11 protein-coding genes and 1 tRNA gene are annotated in these 16,505 nt (G+C 42.2%); 8 read left to right on the top strand and 4 right to left on the bottom strand.

Going from position 1 to position 16,505, the window contains the following annotated elements:
- Positions 1–5: 5 nt before the first annotated feature.
- Entirely contained in the window at positions 6–1,337 is a 1,332-nt protein-coding gene (gene xseA / locus B2R65_RS15490) for an exodeoxyribonuclease VII large subunit (protein ID WP_273611608.1), read from the bottom strand.
- A gap of 146 nt (positions 1,338–1,483) precedes the next feature.
- On the opposite strand from xseA, the gene guaB reads away from it, so the two are divergent.
- Entirely contained in the window at positions 1,484–2,953 is a 1,470-nt protein-coding gene (gene guaB, locus B2R65_RS15485) for an IMP dehydrogenase (protein WP_004586134.1), read from the top strand.
- A 96-nt stretch (positions 2,954–3,049) separates the two neighbouring features.
- Entirely contained in the window at positions 3,050–4,627 is a 1,578-nt protein-coding gene (gene guaA, locus B2R65_RS15480) for a glutamine-hydrolyzing GMP synthase (protein ID WP_024033152.1), read from the top strand.
- 153 nt (positions 4,628–4,780) lie between these two features.
- On the opposite strand, the gene B2R65_RS15475 is transcribed toward guaA, so the two are convergent.
- Positions 4,781–6,379, bottom strand: coding sequence for a BCCT family transporter (locus B2R65_RS15475; protein WP_286744175.1), 1,599 nt, complete (start codon positions 6,377–6,379; stop codon positions 4,781–4,783).
- Positions 6,380–7,083: 704 nt separating this feature from the next.
- Between B2R65_RS15475 and B2R65_RS15470 the strand changes: the two genes are divergently transcribed.
- From B2R65_RS15470 to rimI, 3 genes are all read left to right on the top strand, one after another.
- Positions 7,084–7,160, top strand: a tRNA-Trp gene (locus B2R65_RS15470).
- A 64-nt stretch (positions 7,161–7,224) separates the two neighbouring features.
- On the top strand, positions 7,225–7,530 hold the full coding sequence (locus B2R65_RS15465; RefSeq protein WP_286744172.1) for a BRCT domain-containing protein: 306 nt from the start codon (positions 7,225–7,227) through the stop codon (positions 7,528–7,530).
- Positions 7,517–7,984: a ribosomal protein S18-alanine N-acetyltransferase gene (rimI, locus tag B2R65_RS15460; RefSeq protein WP_286744170.1), complete on the top strand. Its 468-nt coding sequence runs from the start codon at positions 7,517–7,519 to the stop codon at positions 7,982–7,984. The genes B2R65_RS15465 and rimI overlap by 14 nt, the downstream gene beginning before the upstream one ends.
- A 48-nt stretch (positions 7,985–8,032) precedes the next feature.
- Here the strand turns inward: rimI and B2R65_RS15455 are convergent, their stop codons facing one another.
- Together B2R65_RS15455 and B2R65_RS15450 are read right to left on the bottom strand one after the other, a co-directional pair.
- Positions 8,033–10,705, bottom strand: a complete 2,673-nt coding sequence (locus B2R65_RS15455) for an ATP-binding protein (RefSeq protein ID WP_286744167.1) — start codon at positions 10,703–10,705, stop codon at positions 8,033–8,035.
- 426 nt (positions 10,706–11,131) lie between these two features.
- A complete protein-coding gene (locus tag B2R65_RS15450; RefSeq protein ID WP_286744165.1) occupies positions 11,132–11,800 on the bottom strand; it encodes a TetR/AcrR family transcriptional regulator in 669 nt (222 codons plus the stop codon).
- Between the two features lie 239 nt (positions 11,801–12,039).
- On the opposite strand from B2R65_RS15450, the gene B2R65_RS15445 reads away from it, so the two are divergent.
- The 3 genes from B2R65_RS15445 to B2R65_RS15435 are packed head-to-tail and all read left to right on the top strand — an operon-like array spanning position 12,040 to position 16,151.
- Positions 12,040–13,548, top strand: coding sequence for an efflux transporter outer membrane subunit (locus B2R65_RS15445; protein ID WP_055252832.1), 1,509 nt, complete (start codon positions 12,040–12,042; stop codon positions 13,546–13,548).
- Complete coding sequence (locus tag B2R65_RS15440) at positions 13,548–15,092, top strand: MFS transporter (protein WP_286744161.1); 1,545 nt, start codon at positions 13,548–13,550, stop codon at positions 15,090–15,092. Before B2R65_RS15445 ends, B2R65_RS15440 begins: the two co-directional genes overlap by 1 nt.
- A gap of 24 nt (positions 15,093–15,116) precedes the next feature.
- Entirely contained in the window at positions 15,117–16,151 is a 1,035-nt protein-coding gene (locus tag B2R65_RS15435; RefSeq protein WP_286744158.1) for an HlyD family secretion protein, read from the top strand.
- Positions 16,152–16,505: the final 354 nt, after the last annotated feature.

Raw genomic sequence — 16,505 nt, 5'->3', positions numbered from 1 at the left:
GAGCTTTACAACACCGTTGATTTTATAGCGCCATCGGCCAGCTCTGTAATTAGCACGTCACCCGTTTTAATGTGATCTACCGATTTAACCACTTTGCCTTGTTGGGTTTTGGTTATGCTGTAACCGCGCGCTAAAACATTAAGTGGACTTACCGAGTCGAGCCTACTCGCTTGCAGCGCTAAACTATTTTGCGCGTGTTGCAACTTGTGCTGCATTGCTTGCTCAAGCCGAGTTTGTATCTGCATAAGCTGATGGCTGGCCTGCGATAACTTTTTATCGGGCGATTGACGCATTAAACGCGGGGTTAAATTATTAAGCGTGCGCTCTTGTTGGTAAAGGCGATTGCGCATGCCTTGTTGTAAGGCAATAGTTAACTCGTCTAATCGCTGCGCTTTTTGATTAAGTTGATTGCGCGGATGACACAAGTTTAGCCGATGCTGTAACTGTGTTGCTAGTGCACGCTTATCGGCCATATCGTGTTTAAAGGCATTATTTAACCGGTTAATGAGCTCAATAACCTTGCCATGTAGCTCTTGCGTGTTGGGGCTGACAAGCTCAGCGGCTGCTGAGGGCGTTGCTGCGCGTACATCGGCAACGTAGTCGCTTATGGTTGTGTCTATTTCGTGGCCTACCGCACTGACTATGGGTAATTCACTTTGATAAATAGCACGCGCAAGCTGCTCATGGTTAAAGCACCATAAATCTTCTAACGAGCCACCGCCTCGCCCTAGAATAAGTACGTCGACCTCATTGCGTGCATTGGCTAACTGTATTTGGTTAATTAAGTGCACATGGGCTTCTTTGCCTTGCACCATGGCTGGGTAAATAATGACTTCTAATTGCGGCGCGCGGCGTTTAAGTACGGTTAATATATCTTTTATAGCAGCGCCCGTTGCTGAGGTTATTACACCTACACGGTTTATATTTTGCGGCAGTGGTTTTTTATAGGCTGAACTAAACAAGCCCTCAGCAGCTAGGCGCATTTTTAATGCATCAAACTCTTGCTTAAGCTGGCCTTCACCGGCAGGTTCCATATGCTCAACAATAAGCTGATAATCACCGCGTGGTTCGTAAAGTGAAACTCGGGCTCTTACTGTTACTTGTGCGCCGTTTTCGGGGCGGTAACTTTGAGAGCGGTTATTGCCGCGCCACATAGCCGCTTTAATTTGTGCTTTTTCATCTTTTAACGAAAAGTACCAATGCCCAGAAGCAGGGGTAATAAAGTTAGAAATTTCGCCTGTTAAAATTAGCGATGCAAAGCCCTGCTCAAGAACTGTACGAATCTCTCTGTTAAGGCGCGATACGGTGTAAACCGTTTGCGAAGGCTTCGAAAACATAAAAAACAACCTAAAACTATTATGAGGCAAGTTATAAGGCAAGTTTATCATAAATATTTGCGAAATATTATTTACGAATGCCCACAACGCTGTTAAAATTTGGCCGCAATTCCTTATCTTAGATCCACATGTGAGAAGTTGCCAAAATGCTTAGAATCGCTAAAGAAGCTCTTACCTTTGATGACGTACTTTTAGTACCTGGTCATTCTACTGTTTTGCCACACACGGCAAATATTTCAACTCGCTTAACGCGTGGTATCAAACTTAACTTGCCGCTTATTTCAGCATCTATGGATACTGTTACAGAAGCTCGTTTAGCTATTGCCCTCGCGCAGGAAGGTGGTCTTGGTTTTATCCATAAAAACATGACCATTGAAGAACAAGCGAGAAACGTACGTAAAGTTAAAACCTACGAAGCAGGTATTGTGTCATTCCCTGTTACTGTGTCTGCCGATTTAACCATTGCAGATGCAACGCTTCTTTCGCAAGAAAAAGGGTTCTCGGGATTCCCGGTTACTGATAGCGAAAATAACCTACTAGGTATTGTTACTGGTCGTGACATGCGTTTTGAAACGAAGCTTGAACAGCCTGTTTCTAGCGTTATGACTAAAAAAGACAAACTGGTAACGGTTCAAGAAGGCGCATCGCGCGAAGAAATTTTAGGTTTAATGCACGAACACCGCATTGAAAAAATCTTAGTGGTTGATGATGCGTTTAAACTAAAAGGCATGATCACCGTAAAAGATTACCAAAAAGCGCAAGACAAACCACATGCATGTAAAGACGAGCTAGGTCGTTTACGTGTAGGTGCTGCTGTTGGTGTTGGCGCAGGTACTGATGAGCGAATTGCTGCATTAGTAGAGGCGGGTGTTGATGTTTTACTTATCGATACTTCACACGGCCACTCACAAGGTGTTATTGACCGTGTTTCTCAAACTCGTGAAACTTACCCAGATTTACAAATTATTGCCGGTAACGTGGCTACAGCCGAAGGCGCAATTGCCCTTGCTGATGCAGGTGTGGATGCGGTTAAAGTAGGTATTGGCCCAGGTTCAATTTGTACTACGCGTATTGTTACAGGTTGTGGTGTGCCACAAATTACGGCTATTTCTGATGCGGTAGATGGCTTACAAGGGCGTGACATTCCAGTTATTGCTGATGGCGGTATTCGTTTTTCTGGCGATATTGTTAAAGCATTGGTTGCGGGTGCATCGTGTGTAATGGTGGGCTCAATGCTTGCTGGTACTGAAGAAGCGCCAGGCGAAGTTGAACTTTACCAAGGCCGTTACTACAAATCTTACCGTGGTATGGGCTCATTAGGTGCGATGGATCAAAAAGAAGGTTCGTCGGATCGTTACTTCCAAAAATCTAACCAAGCTGACAAATTAGTACCTGAAGGTATTGAAGGTCGCGTCGCTTATAAAGGCCCAATTGCAACGATTATTCATCAGCAAGTGGGTGGCCTTCGTAGCGCAATGGGATTAACGGGTTGTGCCACCATTGAAGAGCTAAATACTAAACCGCAGTTTGTACGTGTTACATCTGCAGGTATGGGTGAGTCGCACGTTCACGATGTGCAAATTACCAAAGAAGCGCCTAACTACCGCTTAGGTTAAACAACACGTTTAAATTACGGGGCTGGAATTACCAGCCCTCTTTTATAGCCACTAAGCAAATTAGTGGAATCTAGCATCTACTTTACGAGATCCTTCATGAGCAAAGATATTCACGATTCACGAATTCTAATTTTAGATTTTGGTTCGCAATACACTCAATTAATCGCGCGTCGTATCCGCGAAATTGGCGTTTACTGTGAGCTGTGGGCATGGGATGTGACCGAAGAGCAAATTCGCGAATTTAATCCACAAGGTATTATTTTATCTGGTGGCCCTGAGTCAACCACACTAGAGAACAGCCCGCGTGCACCTGAATACGTGTTTAACGCTGGCGTGCCAGTGCTGGGTATTTGTTACGGCATGCAAACCATGGCAGCTCAACTTGGCGGCAGTGTACACAGCTCAGATAAAAAAGAGTTTGGTTATGCACAAGTAGAAAAAGTGGGTAACTGTGCATTATTCGATGCAATTGAAGATCATATTACCGATGGCGGCAACGGCGTTTTAGACGTGTGGATGAGCCACGGCGACAAAGTAATGGAAGTGCCGGCAAGCTTTAGCACTACAGCTAAAACACCAACGTGTCCGCATGCTGCTATGTCTAACGAAGAAAAACGTTTTTACGGTGTACAATTTCACCCAGAAGTAACGCACACTCATCAAGGGCAACGTTTATTAGAGCGTTTTGCAATTGATATTTGTGGATGTGAAAAGCTATGGACACCTGCCAAAATTATTGATGATGCTATTGAGCGCATTAAAGAAACCGTTGGCGATGACGAAGTTATTTTAGGCTTATCAGGAGGTGTTGATTCATCTGTTGTAGCAATGCTGATCCACCGTGCAATTGGCGAAAACCTAACATGTGTATTTGTTGATAATGGCTTACTTCGCTTAAACGAAGGTCAGCAAGTTATGGACATGTTTGGCAATAAATTTGGCTTAAACATTGTTAAAGTAGACGCTGAGGAGCAATTTTTAGCTGACCTTGCAGGCAAATCAGATCCAGAAGAAAAACGTAAAGCCATTGGCCATACGTTTATTAATGTATTTGATGAGCAAGCTAAAAAGCTTAAAAATGCGAAGTGGTTAGGTCAAGGGACTATTTACCCAGACGTAATAGAATCAGCCGCTTCAGCGACAGGTAAAGCACACGTAATTAAATCTCACCACAACGTGGGCGGCTTACCTGATGACATGAAAATGGGCTTAGTTGAGCCATTACGTGAATTATTTAAAGACGAAGTACGTAAAATTGGTTTAGAGCTTGGTTTACCGTACGACATGCTTTACCGCCACCCATTCCCAGGGCCAGGTTTAGGTGTTCGTGTACTTGGCGAAATTAAAAAAGAGTACTGTGATTTACTACGTCGTGCTGATGCTATCTTTATTGAAGAGCTACACAAAGCTGAGCTTTATCATAAAGTAAGCCAAGCGTTTACTGTATTCTTACCTGTTAAGTCGGTAGGGGTTATGGGCGATGCACGTAAATATGATTGGGTTGTATCACTACGTTGTGTTGAAACTATCGACTTTATGACGGCGCGTTGGTCACATTTACCGTATGAGTTTTTAGGTGTGGTTTCTAACCGTATCATCAACGAAATTGACGGTATCTCACGTGTTGTTTACGATATTTCTGGTAAACCACCGGCCACTATTGAGTGGGAATAACACCCGTCTTTACTAATGGTTAATGCCTTTTAGATAGCAAACATAGTTTTGTTATCTAAATAATAAAAAGTCCGCTTACACGGACTTTTTTTATGCCTAAAAACCGTTAGCTCTTGCCCACTAAACTCATTAAGTGAAGTGAGCTAAGCGGGTTTATTTTGCAGGAACGGGCGTAGGTTGCTCGGTTTCTGTAAGTAGCCCTTTAACTAGGCTAATACAGCCTAAAATTAAAATAATAGTAAAGGGCAGGGCGGCAATAATAGTAATGTATTGCAATGCTTGGATTGAATCGGTGCCACCAATCCACAGCATTAACATAGCAATAATACTGGCAATAACGGCCCATACTAGCTTTTGCTTTATAGGTACTTCTAGTTTTCCGCCTGATGTAAGGCTATCTATCACAATAGAGCCGGAGTCGAGGGTGGTGACAAAAAAGATAATTATTAACGCCACAGCTAAAAGCGAAAGCAGCGTACCAAATGCATAAGCATCTAGCATATAAAACAAGCTAAGCGTTACATCTGTAATGCCTTGATTTGCGCCAAGTACCCCAACTTTATTTATAATTTGATCAATCGCAACACCACCAAAAACCGACATCCAAGCAGTAGTCACAAGGGTAGGAATGAGTAATACATACACTAAAAACTCGCGTATGGTGCGCCCTTTTGAAATACGCGCTACAAACATACCAAAGCAAGGTGCGTATGCAACCCACCACGCCCAATAAAATACAGTCCAGCCATGTAACCACTGTGTATCTTCTCGGCCGGTGCTTGAGCTTAGAGGTATGATATTTTTAACATAACCTATTACGGCCGTGTAGGCAGAATCAAGTACCGTGGTAAAGTTTAAAATAAATACCAGCGCTAAAAACACAAATGCTATGCCCATATTTATATTACTTAGGAGTTTAACGCCACCATCCATACCGCGCACAATAGAGAGGATAGCCAAGCTCATAATTAATAAAATAATGCCTTGTTGTAATAATAAAGAGCTTTTAAAGCCGAGCACGTGGCTAATACCACTGGCAGCTTGTGCCCCGCCTAAGCCTAACGACGTAGCTAGACCAAAAAGGGTTACTAATACCGCCATTACATCGATAACATCACCTAACTTGCCCCATACTCTATCTCCTAAAAGCGGATAAAATATTGAGCGCATAGAAAGCGGTAAGCCTTTGTTATAAACAAAATAGGCTAGGCATAAAGCGGTCATACCGTAAATTGCCCACGCGTGCAGACCCCAATGGAAAACAGTAGCCCCTAAAGCCATTTCTCGGCCTTGCTCGGTAAAGGCTTCTGCATTAAGAGGCGTGCCAAACCAGTCGGTGTAAAAGGCGGTGGGCTCTGCCACGCCCCAAAAAATTAGACCAATACCCATGCCTGCAGCAAACAGCATAGATACCCACGATAAGGTTGAATAGTCTGTAGTTGCTTTATCGCCGCCAAGGCGAATTTTACCCAGCGGTGAAGCGGCAATACCCACTGCAAACAGCAGTAATATATTGGCGCCCCACATAAATACGTAGTCAAAATTAGTTAGTGCGGCATTTTTTATTGAGTTAATCGCCTCTTTAGCTTCGTTAGGCGAGAGTGCAAGTAGAGTAATTATAAAAAGTAGAGATAGGCCAATAGAAACAGAAAATACATTAGTATGAATATCCATGCCCCATTTGCTAACGTTATCTTGTCCTACTTGGTAATCGGTTGAATCGATACTGTATTTTTTTGATTTAAACTTCATATAACACGGCGTGAACTACCAGCAGCTGCTAATAGTAAAGCTCCTCCATATTTGCATTGTGAATGACCCGCGTAAGTAAGATACATGATGAAATATGCAATTAGGTGGTAATACCAATCGACTTAAATACTTAGTCTTTCTAGCGAGCTAAATAAAGCGCTAACAGCGTTATAAATTTCTCAGGTAGAGCAACTACATGTAAAAATTAATGCCTTGTAACCGCTCTATTTATCTGTCGCTATAAGCGACTAATAACTTAACACGATTGGTATAACGCGGATCCCCTAGACGCTAAATTGTATCATAAATGCTGCCAATGTTATTGACTTGTTTATGTATACAGCAACTCAACCAAGCTAAACCGCTATAAAAATAACTAGCAGCAAGTGTAAATACACCATGCTACTTAAAGTATTTAACACTTAAGAAGGAATTTACAACATAGCGTTTGGGCTAAGCGTAGGTAAAAACAGTACCGCAGTTATTAAGCTTGCACGGTTTTAAAGCATACACTGCAGTTTTAATTACGCTAAGCTGAGCAGCATTTATTTTTTAAAGGTAAGTAGCTGTTAAAGTTAAAGTGGCTTTACAGCGCTATTTAGTTTGCTAATTCAGCGTTTTGTATAATTAAAAAGCAGTTAAACTAAAAAGTTAATTTTTTACTTTACCTTTTCTAAAAGGTCTCTATAATTCGTCGACATTGCAGGGGCGTAGTTCCAATTGGTAGAACAGCGGTCTCCAAAACCGACGGTTGGGAGTTCGAATCTCTCCGCCCCTGCCATTTCTTCTTTACATCGTTTTTATTACTTCATATATTGTTCTAGTGTTTAATCTACTGAGTTGTTATGCATCCACGTTACGCAGCTATTTTTGGTATAGAAAACCTTGAACTAAATCAGCATTATCGTCCTAAAAATACTGAGACTACTTTAGCCGTTTCACAAAGCACTCCAGCTGAGCCTTTAGCGCTGAGCAAACAGTTATTAAGTGATATACGTTTAAGTGCACCTTCTTTAACAATTAATCATGTTTTAAAAGGGCCAGACATACAGTTAGCCGACGATAAGCTTACACTACCAACCTCACAGCTCAGTGCTTCTGATAAGCGCGCTTTATGGGCTTTAATGAGCACACACCTTGATAAACTTTAAACCTGTAAACGAAAGCGCAATAGCACAATTAATGGCTATTGAAACTGCCTGCCACTCTCATCCTTGGTCTCTTAAAACAATGAGCTCTTGCATGGGCGGTCGTTACTTTAATTTAGCGGCGTTTGATGAAAACACCCTGGTAGGTTTTTATATAGGTGAAAAGGCCGGGCCTGACTTTACCCTTATGGATATTTGTGTAACGCCCAGTGAGCAAGGTAAAGGTATTGCAAGGCAGTTACTTAGCCAGTTTATTGAATATGGCGAGCAGCAAAATGCTGAAAACCTTTTTTTAGAAGTACGCGAATCAAACGCGCGTGCAATAACGCTTTACGAACATGCTGGCTTTACGCAAATGTCGGTACGTAAAAACTATTACCCAAGCAATGAGCCCTCTAAAAATGGCTATGAAGACGCCATACTAATGGGTATGGCGCTTAACTTAGGGTTTAGTTAAAGGGTTAAATTAAGCGCTAAATAAACCTTTAAAGTAAAACACGTATTTTTAGGCTGTTTCTTTACTTTTAGCTATGGTTTGCTCAATAGCATTAATTAAATTTACAATTAATGTGGGGCGCTGCGCTTGGTCATTACTAAGCAGGTTTTCTTCTAGTAGCGCTGCACTGTGGTAAATATCGTCAAAATTAAAGCAACCAGCACTGCCTTTTAAGCTATGAGCTACACTTCGAAGTGCTTCTGCATCGTTACTGGCTTTTAAGCTGTTTACCTTTTGCAGGTAACTTGGCAGGTTAGCCACATAGTTATCGTTAATTTGTTGAAACTTTTCACTTTTTAGTAAACTATCCCACTTGTTCTGATTATCTTTTTCAAGGTTTAAGTAACTAACTAGCACGTTTTCAAGCGCGTCTTTATCAATGGGTTTTGCCAGCGCTTTATCGCAACCTGCCTCAATGTATGTGTCTATATCATGGTTCATTACATTGGCAGTAAGCGCGATAATGGGCCCATCGTAGGCTGCATGACGTAGCATTTTAGTAGCCTCAAGGCCGCCCATTACAGGCATTTGCATATCCATAATAATTAGCTGGTAGTCGTTTACTAACGCCATTTCTACTGCTTGTGCACCATTGTTAGCCATATCTGGCTCTAGGCCCCAGGTTTGTAATAGCAGTTTTATAAGTAGCTGGTTATCGGGGTTATCTTCGGCAACTAATATGTTGGCATCAAAACTAGAAGTGGCAAACGACAAGAAAGGGTCTTTTTCTGGAATAAGCTGTGCTTGCTCAGTTAAAAGCTCTAGTGACTGTTTAGGCTCGTTAATATGGCAATCAACGGTAATAGCAAAGCGACTGCCTATGCCAATTTCGCTTTTTAAAGTAACATCGCCACCCAATAACTGCGCTAAGTTTTTAGAAATACATAAACCTAATCCTGTGCCTCCAAAGCGGCGCGTGGTGGTGGCATCAGCTTGTTCAAAAGGTTTAAATATACGCTCTATTTGGTGCTCAGACATACCAATACCGGTGTCTTTAACAACAAATTCAAGCTGCCGCTTACTTTGCAAATAGTGCACACAAATTGACACTTTGCCTTGTTCGGTAAATTTTACGGCATTGCTGGCTATGTTTATCAAAATTTGTTTTAAACGCGTCATATCACTATAAATAGTGCGCGGTAATGGCAGCTCGTAATGAATGCTAAACGCCAGTTGTTTTTCGTGTGCTAGCGGTTCAATAATTGATTCTATATCGTGAACCAGCTGCACTACATTAAGGGGTGCTTGCTCTACAGCGAGCTTTTCTGCTTCTATTTTAGATAAATCGAGTATGTTGTTTATTAGCTCTAATAAGTGTTTAGAGTTGCGTAAAATGGTATTTAAATGCTGTTTGTCGTTAACCACTTTATCGTTAATTAATAACTGCTCGGTAAAGCCCATAATGGCTGTAAGTGGGGTGCGAATCTCGTGACTCATATTTGCTAAAAAACGGCTTTTAAGCTGGTTTGCTTGCTCTGCTTGAGCTATGGCAAGTTCAAGCTGGCTGTTCATCGCTTCGAGCGCTTTAGTACGGCTTTCTACTTTGTCTTCTAGATGGTGTTTATATTCTTCTAGCTGTTCTTGGTAGTGTCTTATTTGGTTGATCATGTGATTAAAATCGTTAAACAACACCCCAACTTCATCATTTGTATGAGCAGGTAAATTTACCGATAAATCACCATCACCTACACGGTGGCTGGCGGCCCCTAAAAGCTCAATTGGGTTTAGCAGTAAATTGCGCACAACCACAAAAATAAGGATAGGCAGGGTGATCACCGAAATTATCACAATTAAGCCTGTGATTAAGCTAATTGCCTTACCCGATTGATAAAGCACGCCTTTTGGAATGGTTGATACAAAGTAATAACCGCCGCTCATTTGTACAGCAAATATCATTCTTTCTATTTTATCTATGCTCGAAAGCTCAATCGTCGAAAGGGTGCCTACATCGGCTAAATCGTGAACCTGCTCAAGCTCGTGCTCGGTAATATATTGCCCGCGTAAGCTGTAGTCTGAGCTAAATAAAATTTGCCCGTCGTTGGTTAGCAGTAAATTAAGGGTGTTGTTATAAGGTGCCTCTAAAATACTGGTGTTTAATATAGAGGGTTCAACTTGTAATACTATAAAGCCAAGTTGTTGTGGGCGTTTTAAATAGTAATCAACACTTTGTACGCGCTGTACAAAAAATAAGTTGGTGGTGCCATCGTTGTTTTGCACCATAAATTGTTGTTGGCGCAAATTACTTTGCAGTACTTGCTTAAAAAATGGGTATGACTGCGGTGCGGTAGTTAAATTATTAGAATAATACGCGTCACTTTTACCACTGGCCGAGACTAAGTTAATACTAATTATATCTGGGTAGGCTTCGCTGTAACTGGCAAAAACATCCATTAGTGCCCCTAAGCGGCGGGTATAGCTGCCATCAGCATGAATGTCGTTTGATAAAAAATCGTTTAAAACAGGCGAGGTAGACAGTAGTTTTGCTGTTGAATGAAACGAGTCTATGTAGTTGAAAACCTTTTGCTGTTGCTGCTCAACAAAGCGACTCATTATAAGATCAGCCTGCTTTTGTGTTGAGTTGGTTACGTTAGTTAATGTAAAACCACCTAAAAACAACAAGGGTAATATAACAAGCGGGGTTATATACCATAATAATCGAATACTTAACTTACTGGTTTTCATGACCAAACTACTTATCCTCCGTGCAATCTAGCAATGATATGCGTTACGACTTTATTACACAAGAAGCGTAAGCTGATTTGGGTTAATTTAGCGTAAAAAAAGTGTGTATATAATTGGTTTAAATACGGCTAGTGAGCACCGAAAGCGAGATTATCTTTTAAGGCGCTATATTTAGCTTTGTTTAAATAAGTTAGCGGCTGCGCTGCTTGGTTTTTTAATTATATAGCTAACAGTGCAGTATCAATGCCTGTCATAAATTGAGCGCAAGGGGCAAACCTGTAGCGCTATTTTATATTTATTAGTGTTTAGCATAATGTATTAAAATATGCGTTGTTAGGGCATTGGCATTAAGGGTAATTTAGCCACGTTTAAAATTGATACGTGGCTTTAAAATGCTATTTATTTAAAGTATTACACATTTAAAAATTAGTTCTTTTGAGTGTGAGCAGTACCGTAAGAGCGCACTAAAAAGTTTATTGCTACTTCTACCCAGCGGTCTATATCTTTTTTAAGCACAGGCTGATCGGGGTGAGTTAAGTACATTAAATGTAGCTCACTGCGCATTAAGGCAACAAATAGGTTAGTGGCTTCTTCAATGTTTAATTCTTCAAAATCAAGCTCTTTAGATTCCACTGCCGCTTTTAAATAATTAGAGACCTTGTCTTTTACCACCCGCGGGCCAGAGTTATAAAACATATGACCTAGGGCGGGGAAGCGGGGGGCTTCAGCAACAACAATTCGGTATAGAGCCATGGCCGTCTCTGATAGAGCGATTTGTAAATAAGCATGCCCAAGGCGGCGTAAGTTTTCTGTTAAGTTGCCTGGCTTAAACGTTATATTATCGATTGATGCTGTAAATATTTCGCATTCACTTTTAATGACCGCTAAAAATAAAATTTCTTTATTTGCAAAGTGAGCGTAAACCGTCGATTTTGATACGCCTGCCTCACGTTGGATCATGTCGGTGGTTGCACCGTTAAAACCATGAATTAAAAATATTTTACGTGCAGCATGTAATACCGTTCGTGCTTTTGCGCCAAGCTCTAATTCACTTGGAGGCAGAGTGTTTTGGGCATTAGTAAGCGTTTTTGTCATTACATTTCACCTTGACATAATGTTAAATTACGCCTAGTATATCAAACCGAGCGGTACAGTTCAATTTGAGCTTTAAGTTAAGGGTGTTTTTAGCAGCTGTTAACTATTGGTATTACCCTGTTTAAATGTATTTAAGGTGTGACTAGGCAGCAATTAGCGTGCTTAGCTTTTTTTTGCTTATCACTCGAACCGAGCGGTACAGTACATAAATAATTGTGTTATTAATTTAGGATTTAAAAATGGCTAATCAGTGTCTTAATAAAAGACTTTTTAATTATTCGCGGCATTCAGCTATTGCGCTTACATTAGCTGCGGCTTTGTCGGGTTGTGTAGTGGGTCCTAACTTTGAAGAGCCTAATACAAATATAAACAACGATGCTATAAAGCCAACTCCCGAATTTACTCAGCTACAACGCGGTAATGCTGAATTGGCGTGGAATTGGTGGACAATTTTAAACGATCCTATTTTAACGGAGCTAGAGCGCAAAGCACAGTTAGGTAATCTTGACTTACAGCTAGCATCAAGCCGAATTGCCCAAAGCCGCGCGGCATTGGGTATTGCATCGGCAGACCGCTTACCCAGTGTATCTGCTGGGTTTGATTACAAGCGCGAAGGGCTGAGCGAAAATGGTAAGTTTGTTGCACTCGGTGCGCCCTCAGACCCTGATAACTTTTGGCAGCTTGGTTTTGATGCCAGCTGGGAACTTGATTTATGGGGCCGTAATAAACGTGTTGAAGAAGGGGCCGTTGCTATGCTGCAGGCCTCTTTGTATGCGCGTGAAGCCGTGCGTGTTAGCTTAGCTGGCGAGGTGGCTAAAACGTATTTGTTACTGCGCAGTGCGCAAACGCAGCTCAACATAACACACGAAAACAAAACCATTGCAGAGCGTGTGTTAAAGCTTGCACAAAGCCGCGAAAAAAATGGTGTAAGTACACGTTTTGAAACAATTAGTGCAAAAGCAGAGCTGGCAACAATTAATGCTGCGCTACCAGAGCAAACGCAGCGCCGTAATGTGTTAATGAACGCGCTTGCGTTGCTAGTAGGTGAAAAACCACGTGCCTTAAATACTTTGTTAGCCGAGCGTATTGCTGCGCCCGTTATGCCAAGCGAAATCCCTTCGGCTATTCCATCAGAGTTTGTGAAACGCCGCCCAGATATTTTACAAGCGCAAGCAAACTTACACAGTGCTGTTGCCGCTATTGGCGCGGCTGAAGCAAATTTTTACCCGCGCATTACTTTAACGGGCTCATTAGGAGTTGAAGGGTATGCGCAGAGTGATTTATCAACCTGGGATTCACGTGTTTTTTCAGTGGGACCAAATGTTTATTTGCCTATTTTTCAGGGTGGGCGCTTAAAATCACAGCTTAAGCTTACTAAAGAGCGCGAGAAAAACGCGGCATTAACGTATCGCCAAACTGTACTAAAAGCGTGGCACGAAGTTGATAACGCAGTAGATGGCTGGGCTGCGCAGCAAAATCACCATCACAAAGTTGAAATTGCTCACGACTTTAATAAGCAGGCTTTACAAACCGTTGAAAGAGCCTACCAGCAAGGGGCAGCCGACTACCTTAGCGTTTTAACGGCGCAGCGTAATTTATTAGCAAGCCAAACTAAGTTAAATAACAGTGCAACCAATGCCTCGATTGCGGTTGTAAATTTGTATAAATCTCTCGGGGGTGGCTGGAACCCAGACGCGCTACCTGAAAGTGCGCTTGCGCCAATGTCAGCCAAGGCGGAGGGCGAGTAATGAATGCAGTCACGATTAATGTGCCTGTACAAAATGCAGCACCTGTTGCTAAGCCCGCAGGGCCATCAAAACAAGCACTGGCTGGGTTATTAGGCATTTTTATTGCCGCTATGATGGCGGGTTTAAATAACCGAGTAGGGGCACTTGGATTAGCAGATGTGAGGGGCGTAATGGGGGCAAGTTTAGATGATGCCTCTTGGCTTTCAAGCGCCTATACCGTTGGGGAGCTAATCGCTATGCCTTTTGCTTCTTGGTTTGCCATTACGTTATCGGTTAGACGCTTTCATATTTCTATGGTGACTATATGTGGCGTTATTGCGGCAATTTTGCCTTTTATTCATGATTTAAACTTATTAATTGCACTGCGTTTTGTGCAAGGAGTAAGTAGTGGCGCGCTCATTCCTATATTGATGATGGCTGCACTTAAATTTTTACCCCCTAACATACGTTTACACGGTTTAGCGCTTTACGCCATGACCGCTACATTCGCTCCAAATTTAGCTATTTGGCTAAGCGGGCAGTGGGCTGATGTGTTATCGGACTGGCGCTGGATTTACTGGCAAGTTATTCCGCTTTGTATTATTGCGGGCTCACTAACTGCGTGGGGGCTCCCAAAAGAGGGCGTTAAATATGCGCGCTTTAAAGAAGGAAACTGGTTAGGCCTAGTATGCGGCGTATCGTCTTTGACGTTAATTGCCATCGCGCTTGATCAAGGTGTGCGTTTAGATTGGTTTAATTCATCGCTTATTAGTGTGTGTTTTTTTGGTGGGCTAATTTTATTTGGCTGCTACGTATTAACCGAGTGGCATCACAAAGCGCCATTTATGAGACCGCAATTATTAGGCCGTCGCAATTTAGGTATTGGTTCTGTACTGCTTACCATGTTGTTAGTGGTGTTGATGTCGGGCTCAATGTTGCCCTCAACCCATTTAGCCAGTTTGCATAGCTATAGAGCACTACAGCTAGCGCCAGTAGGGTTATTAATTGCGCTACCACAACTTGTACTTGGCTCGGTAGTGGCACTGCTTTTATACAAAAAATGGGTAGACGCCCGCATTGTGATGTCAATTGGATTATTTTTAATTGCGCTGGCCTGTTTTAGCGGCGCACAAATTACGCCTTTATGGCATCGGGATCAATTTATCACAGCGCAGCTGTTGCAAGCATTTGGCCAGCCCATGGCAGTGGTCTCTATTTTATTTTTAATGACCAGTGTACTAGACCCAAGCGAAGGGCCGTTTTTTTCGGGAACCATAAACACATTACGTGTGTTTGGCTCGCTTATTGGCGGGGCTGTTGTGGGGCAGCTATTAACGGTGCGCAGTCATTTTCATAACGAAATGCTATTAGACCGCGCGTCTATGGTCGGTAACTCATTGGCAAACACCATACCTAATGAGCAATTAGGTGGCGTTATTGCCCAGCAATCGTTAGTGATGTCGGTAGGTGATGCCTACTTGGTGCTTGGTGTGTTAGCACTTGTATTAATTCCGCTGGCGCTATGTATGAACTTTGTACCAGCCCCGAATCTTAATAAATCTTAAATTTTAATTGTTGAGTAATATATTATGGCCTTACCAAAAGTAGTTAAATTAACCGTTGTAGCAACTATACTTGCCGTTGTTGCAGGCAGTATTATTTACCTTAATAAACCGGAGTCGCAAAGTGCAACTCAAACAACTGACGATGCCTACGTGCAAGCCGACTTTACCTTTGTGGCGCCTCAGGTATCTGGCACGGTAGATCAAGTACTCATTAAAGATAACCAGCGAGTACAAAAAGGCGATTTAATTGCCACCATAGATAATCGCGATTTTGTAGTGGCCCTAGATTGTGCTAAAGCCCAAGCTAATAGTGCTAAAGCAAGTGTAGCTAGCTTGCAAGCTAAGTTAACTTATCAAGATTCGCTGGTACAACAAGCGCAAGCTGCGGTAGAGGCCGACACTGCATCACTTAAATTAGCGCAGTTAAATTTAAAGCGTTATACCAACTTAGCAACCGATGGCTCAGGCACTGTGCAAGCACGAGAAGAAGCACAAGCAAAGCTGGCTATTCAAAAAGCAAACTTGCATAAAAACCAAGCAGGCCTTGCAGCAGCAAAGCAGCAGATTGAAATTTTACGTGCCGATATCGAAAAAGCCAAAGCCGTACTTGTACAAGCTAAAGCTCGTGTAGTAGATGCCGAGCTTAAGTTATCGTACACCCAAATTACAGCGCCTATTGATGGCATGGTTGGCCAAAAATCGGTGCGTGTAGGGGCGTATGTAAACCCAGGCAGCCCGCTATTGGTTGTTGTACCGCTTGATAAAGTGTTTGTTAGTGCAAACTACCGTGAAACTCAGCTAGCTAATGTAAAAGTAGGCCAAGAAGTTGAAATAAAAGTAGATGCACTACCAGGGCAAATTTTACGCGGCCATGTTGATAGCCTAAGCCCTGCCAGTGGCGTGAGCTACTCAGCCATTGGTGCTCATAACGCCACGGGAAACTTCACCAAAATTGTGCAGCGTTTACCGGTTAAAATTAGTTTAGATGCAAACCAGCCGGCGCTTAAGCAGTTACGAGTAGGTATGTCGGTGGTGCCAAGTATTTCAATAACTCAGTAGCACATTGCGTTAATTACAGGGCCAGTAACCATGTTGCTGGCCCTTAAAATTAGTTACTCCTTCCTTTTGCATATAAAGCCAAGATATTTTTGAGTTAGATAGCACACTTTTATACCGACTCCTGTTACAATTGCCACTATTAAAAAATTAGCTATATGGCGTTAATTGTTGTCAATTTATTCACACTAAATTGCTCAAAGCCCAGTTAATAACGATCAACTTAACGGGTTGCCTTGCATACACTCAATGTTATGCATGTAACTTGGCATCAAACTAAAAGAACTTATTAATGGCAGACCAGAATATTATCAACGAAATTAGCAAGCGAAGGACTTTTGCAATCATATCGCACCC

Source organism: Pseudoalteromonas sp. UBA2102 (assembly GCF_002331165.1).
GTDB classification, from domain to species: Bacteria; Pseudomonadota; Gammaproteobacteria; order Enterobacterales; family Alteromonadaceae; genus Pseudoalteromonas; species Pseudoalteromonas atlantica.
This window is presented reverse-complemented; position numbering and strand designations above follow the sequence as displayed.

What these genes read in the sequence shown, in the direction of transcription:
- guaB (WP_004586134.1), top strand. Translation starts at nt 1,484, where the DNA reads ATGCTTAGAATCGCTAAAGAAGCTCTTACCTTTGATGACGTACTTTTA.
- xseA (WP_273611608.1), bottom strand. Translation starts at nt 1,337, where the DNA reads ATGTTTTCGAAGCCTTCGCAAACGGTTTACACCGTATCGCGCCTTAAC.
- B2R65_RS15455 (WP_286744167.1), bottom strand. Translation starts at nt 10,705, where the DNA reads ATGAAAACCAGTAAGTTAAGTATTCGATTATTATGGTATATAACCCCG.
- B2R65_RS15440 (WP_286744161.1), top strand. Translation starts at nt 13,548, where the DNA reads ATGAATGCAGTCACGATTAATGTGCCTGTACAAAATGCAGCACCTGTT.
- B2R65_RS15475 (WP_286744175.1), bottom strand. Translation starts at nt 6,379, where the DNA reads ATGAAGTTTAAATCAAAAAAATACAGTATCGATTCAACCGATTACCAA.
- B2R65_RS15450 (WP_286744165.1), bottom strand. Translation starts at nt 11,800, where the DNA reads ATGACAAAAACGCTTACTAATGCCCAAAACACTCTGCCTCCAAGTGAA.
- guaA (WP_024033152.1), top strand. Translation starts at nt 3,050, where the DNA reads ATGAGCAAAGATATTCACGATTCACGAATTCTAATTTTAGATTTTGGT.
- B2R65_RS15445 (WP_055252832.1), top strand. Translation starts at nt 12,040, where the DNA reads ATGGCTAATCAGTGTCTTAATAAAAGACTTTTTAATTATTCGCGGCAT.
- B2R65_RS15465 (WP_286744172.1), top strand. Translation starts at nt 7,225, where the DNA reads ATGCATCCACGTTACGCAGCTATTTTTGGTATAGAAAACCTTGAACTA.
- B2R65_RS15435 (WP_286744158.1), top strand. Translation starts at nt 15,117, where the DNA reads ATGGCCTTACCAAAAGTAGTTAAATTAACCGTTGTAGCAACTATACTT.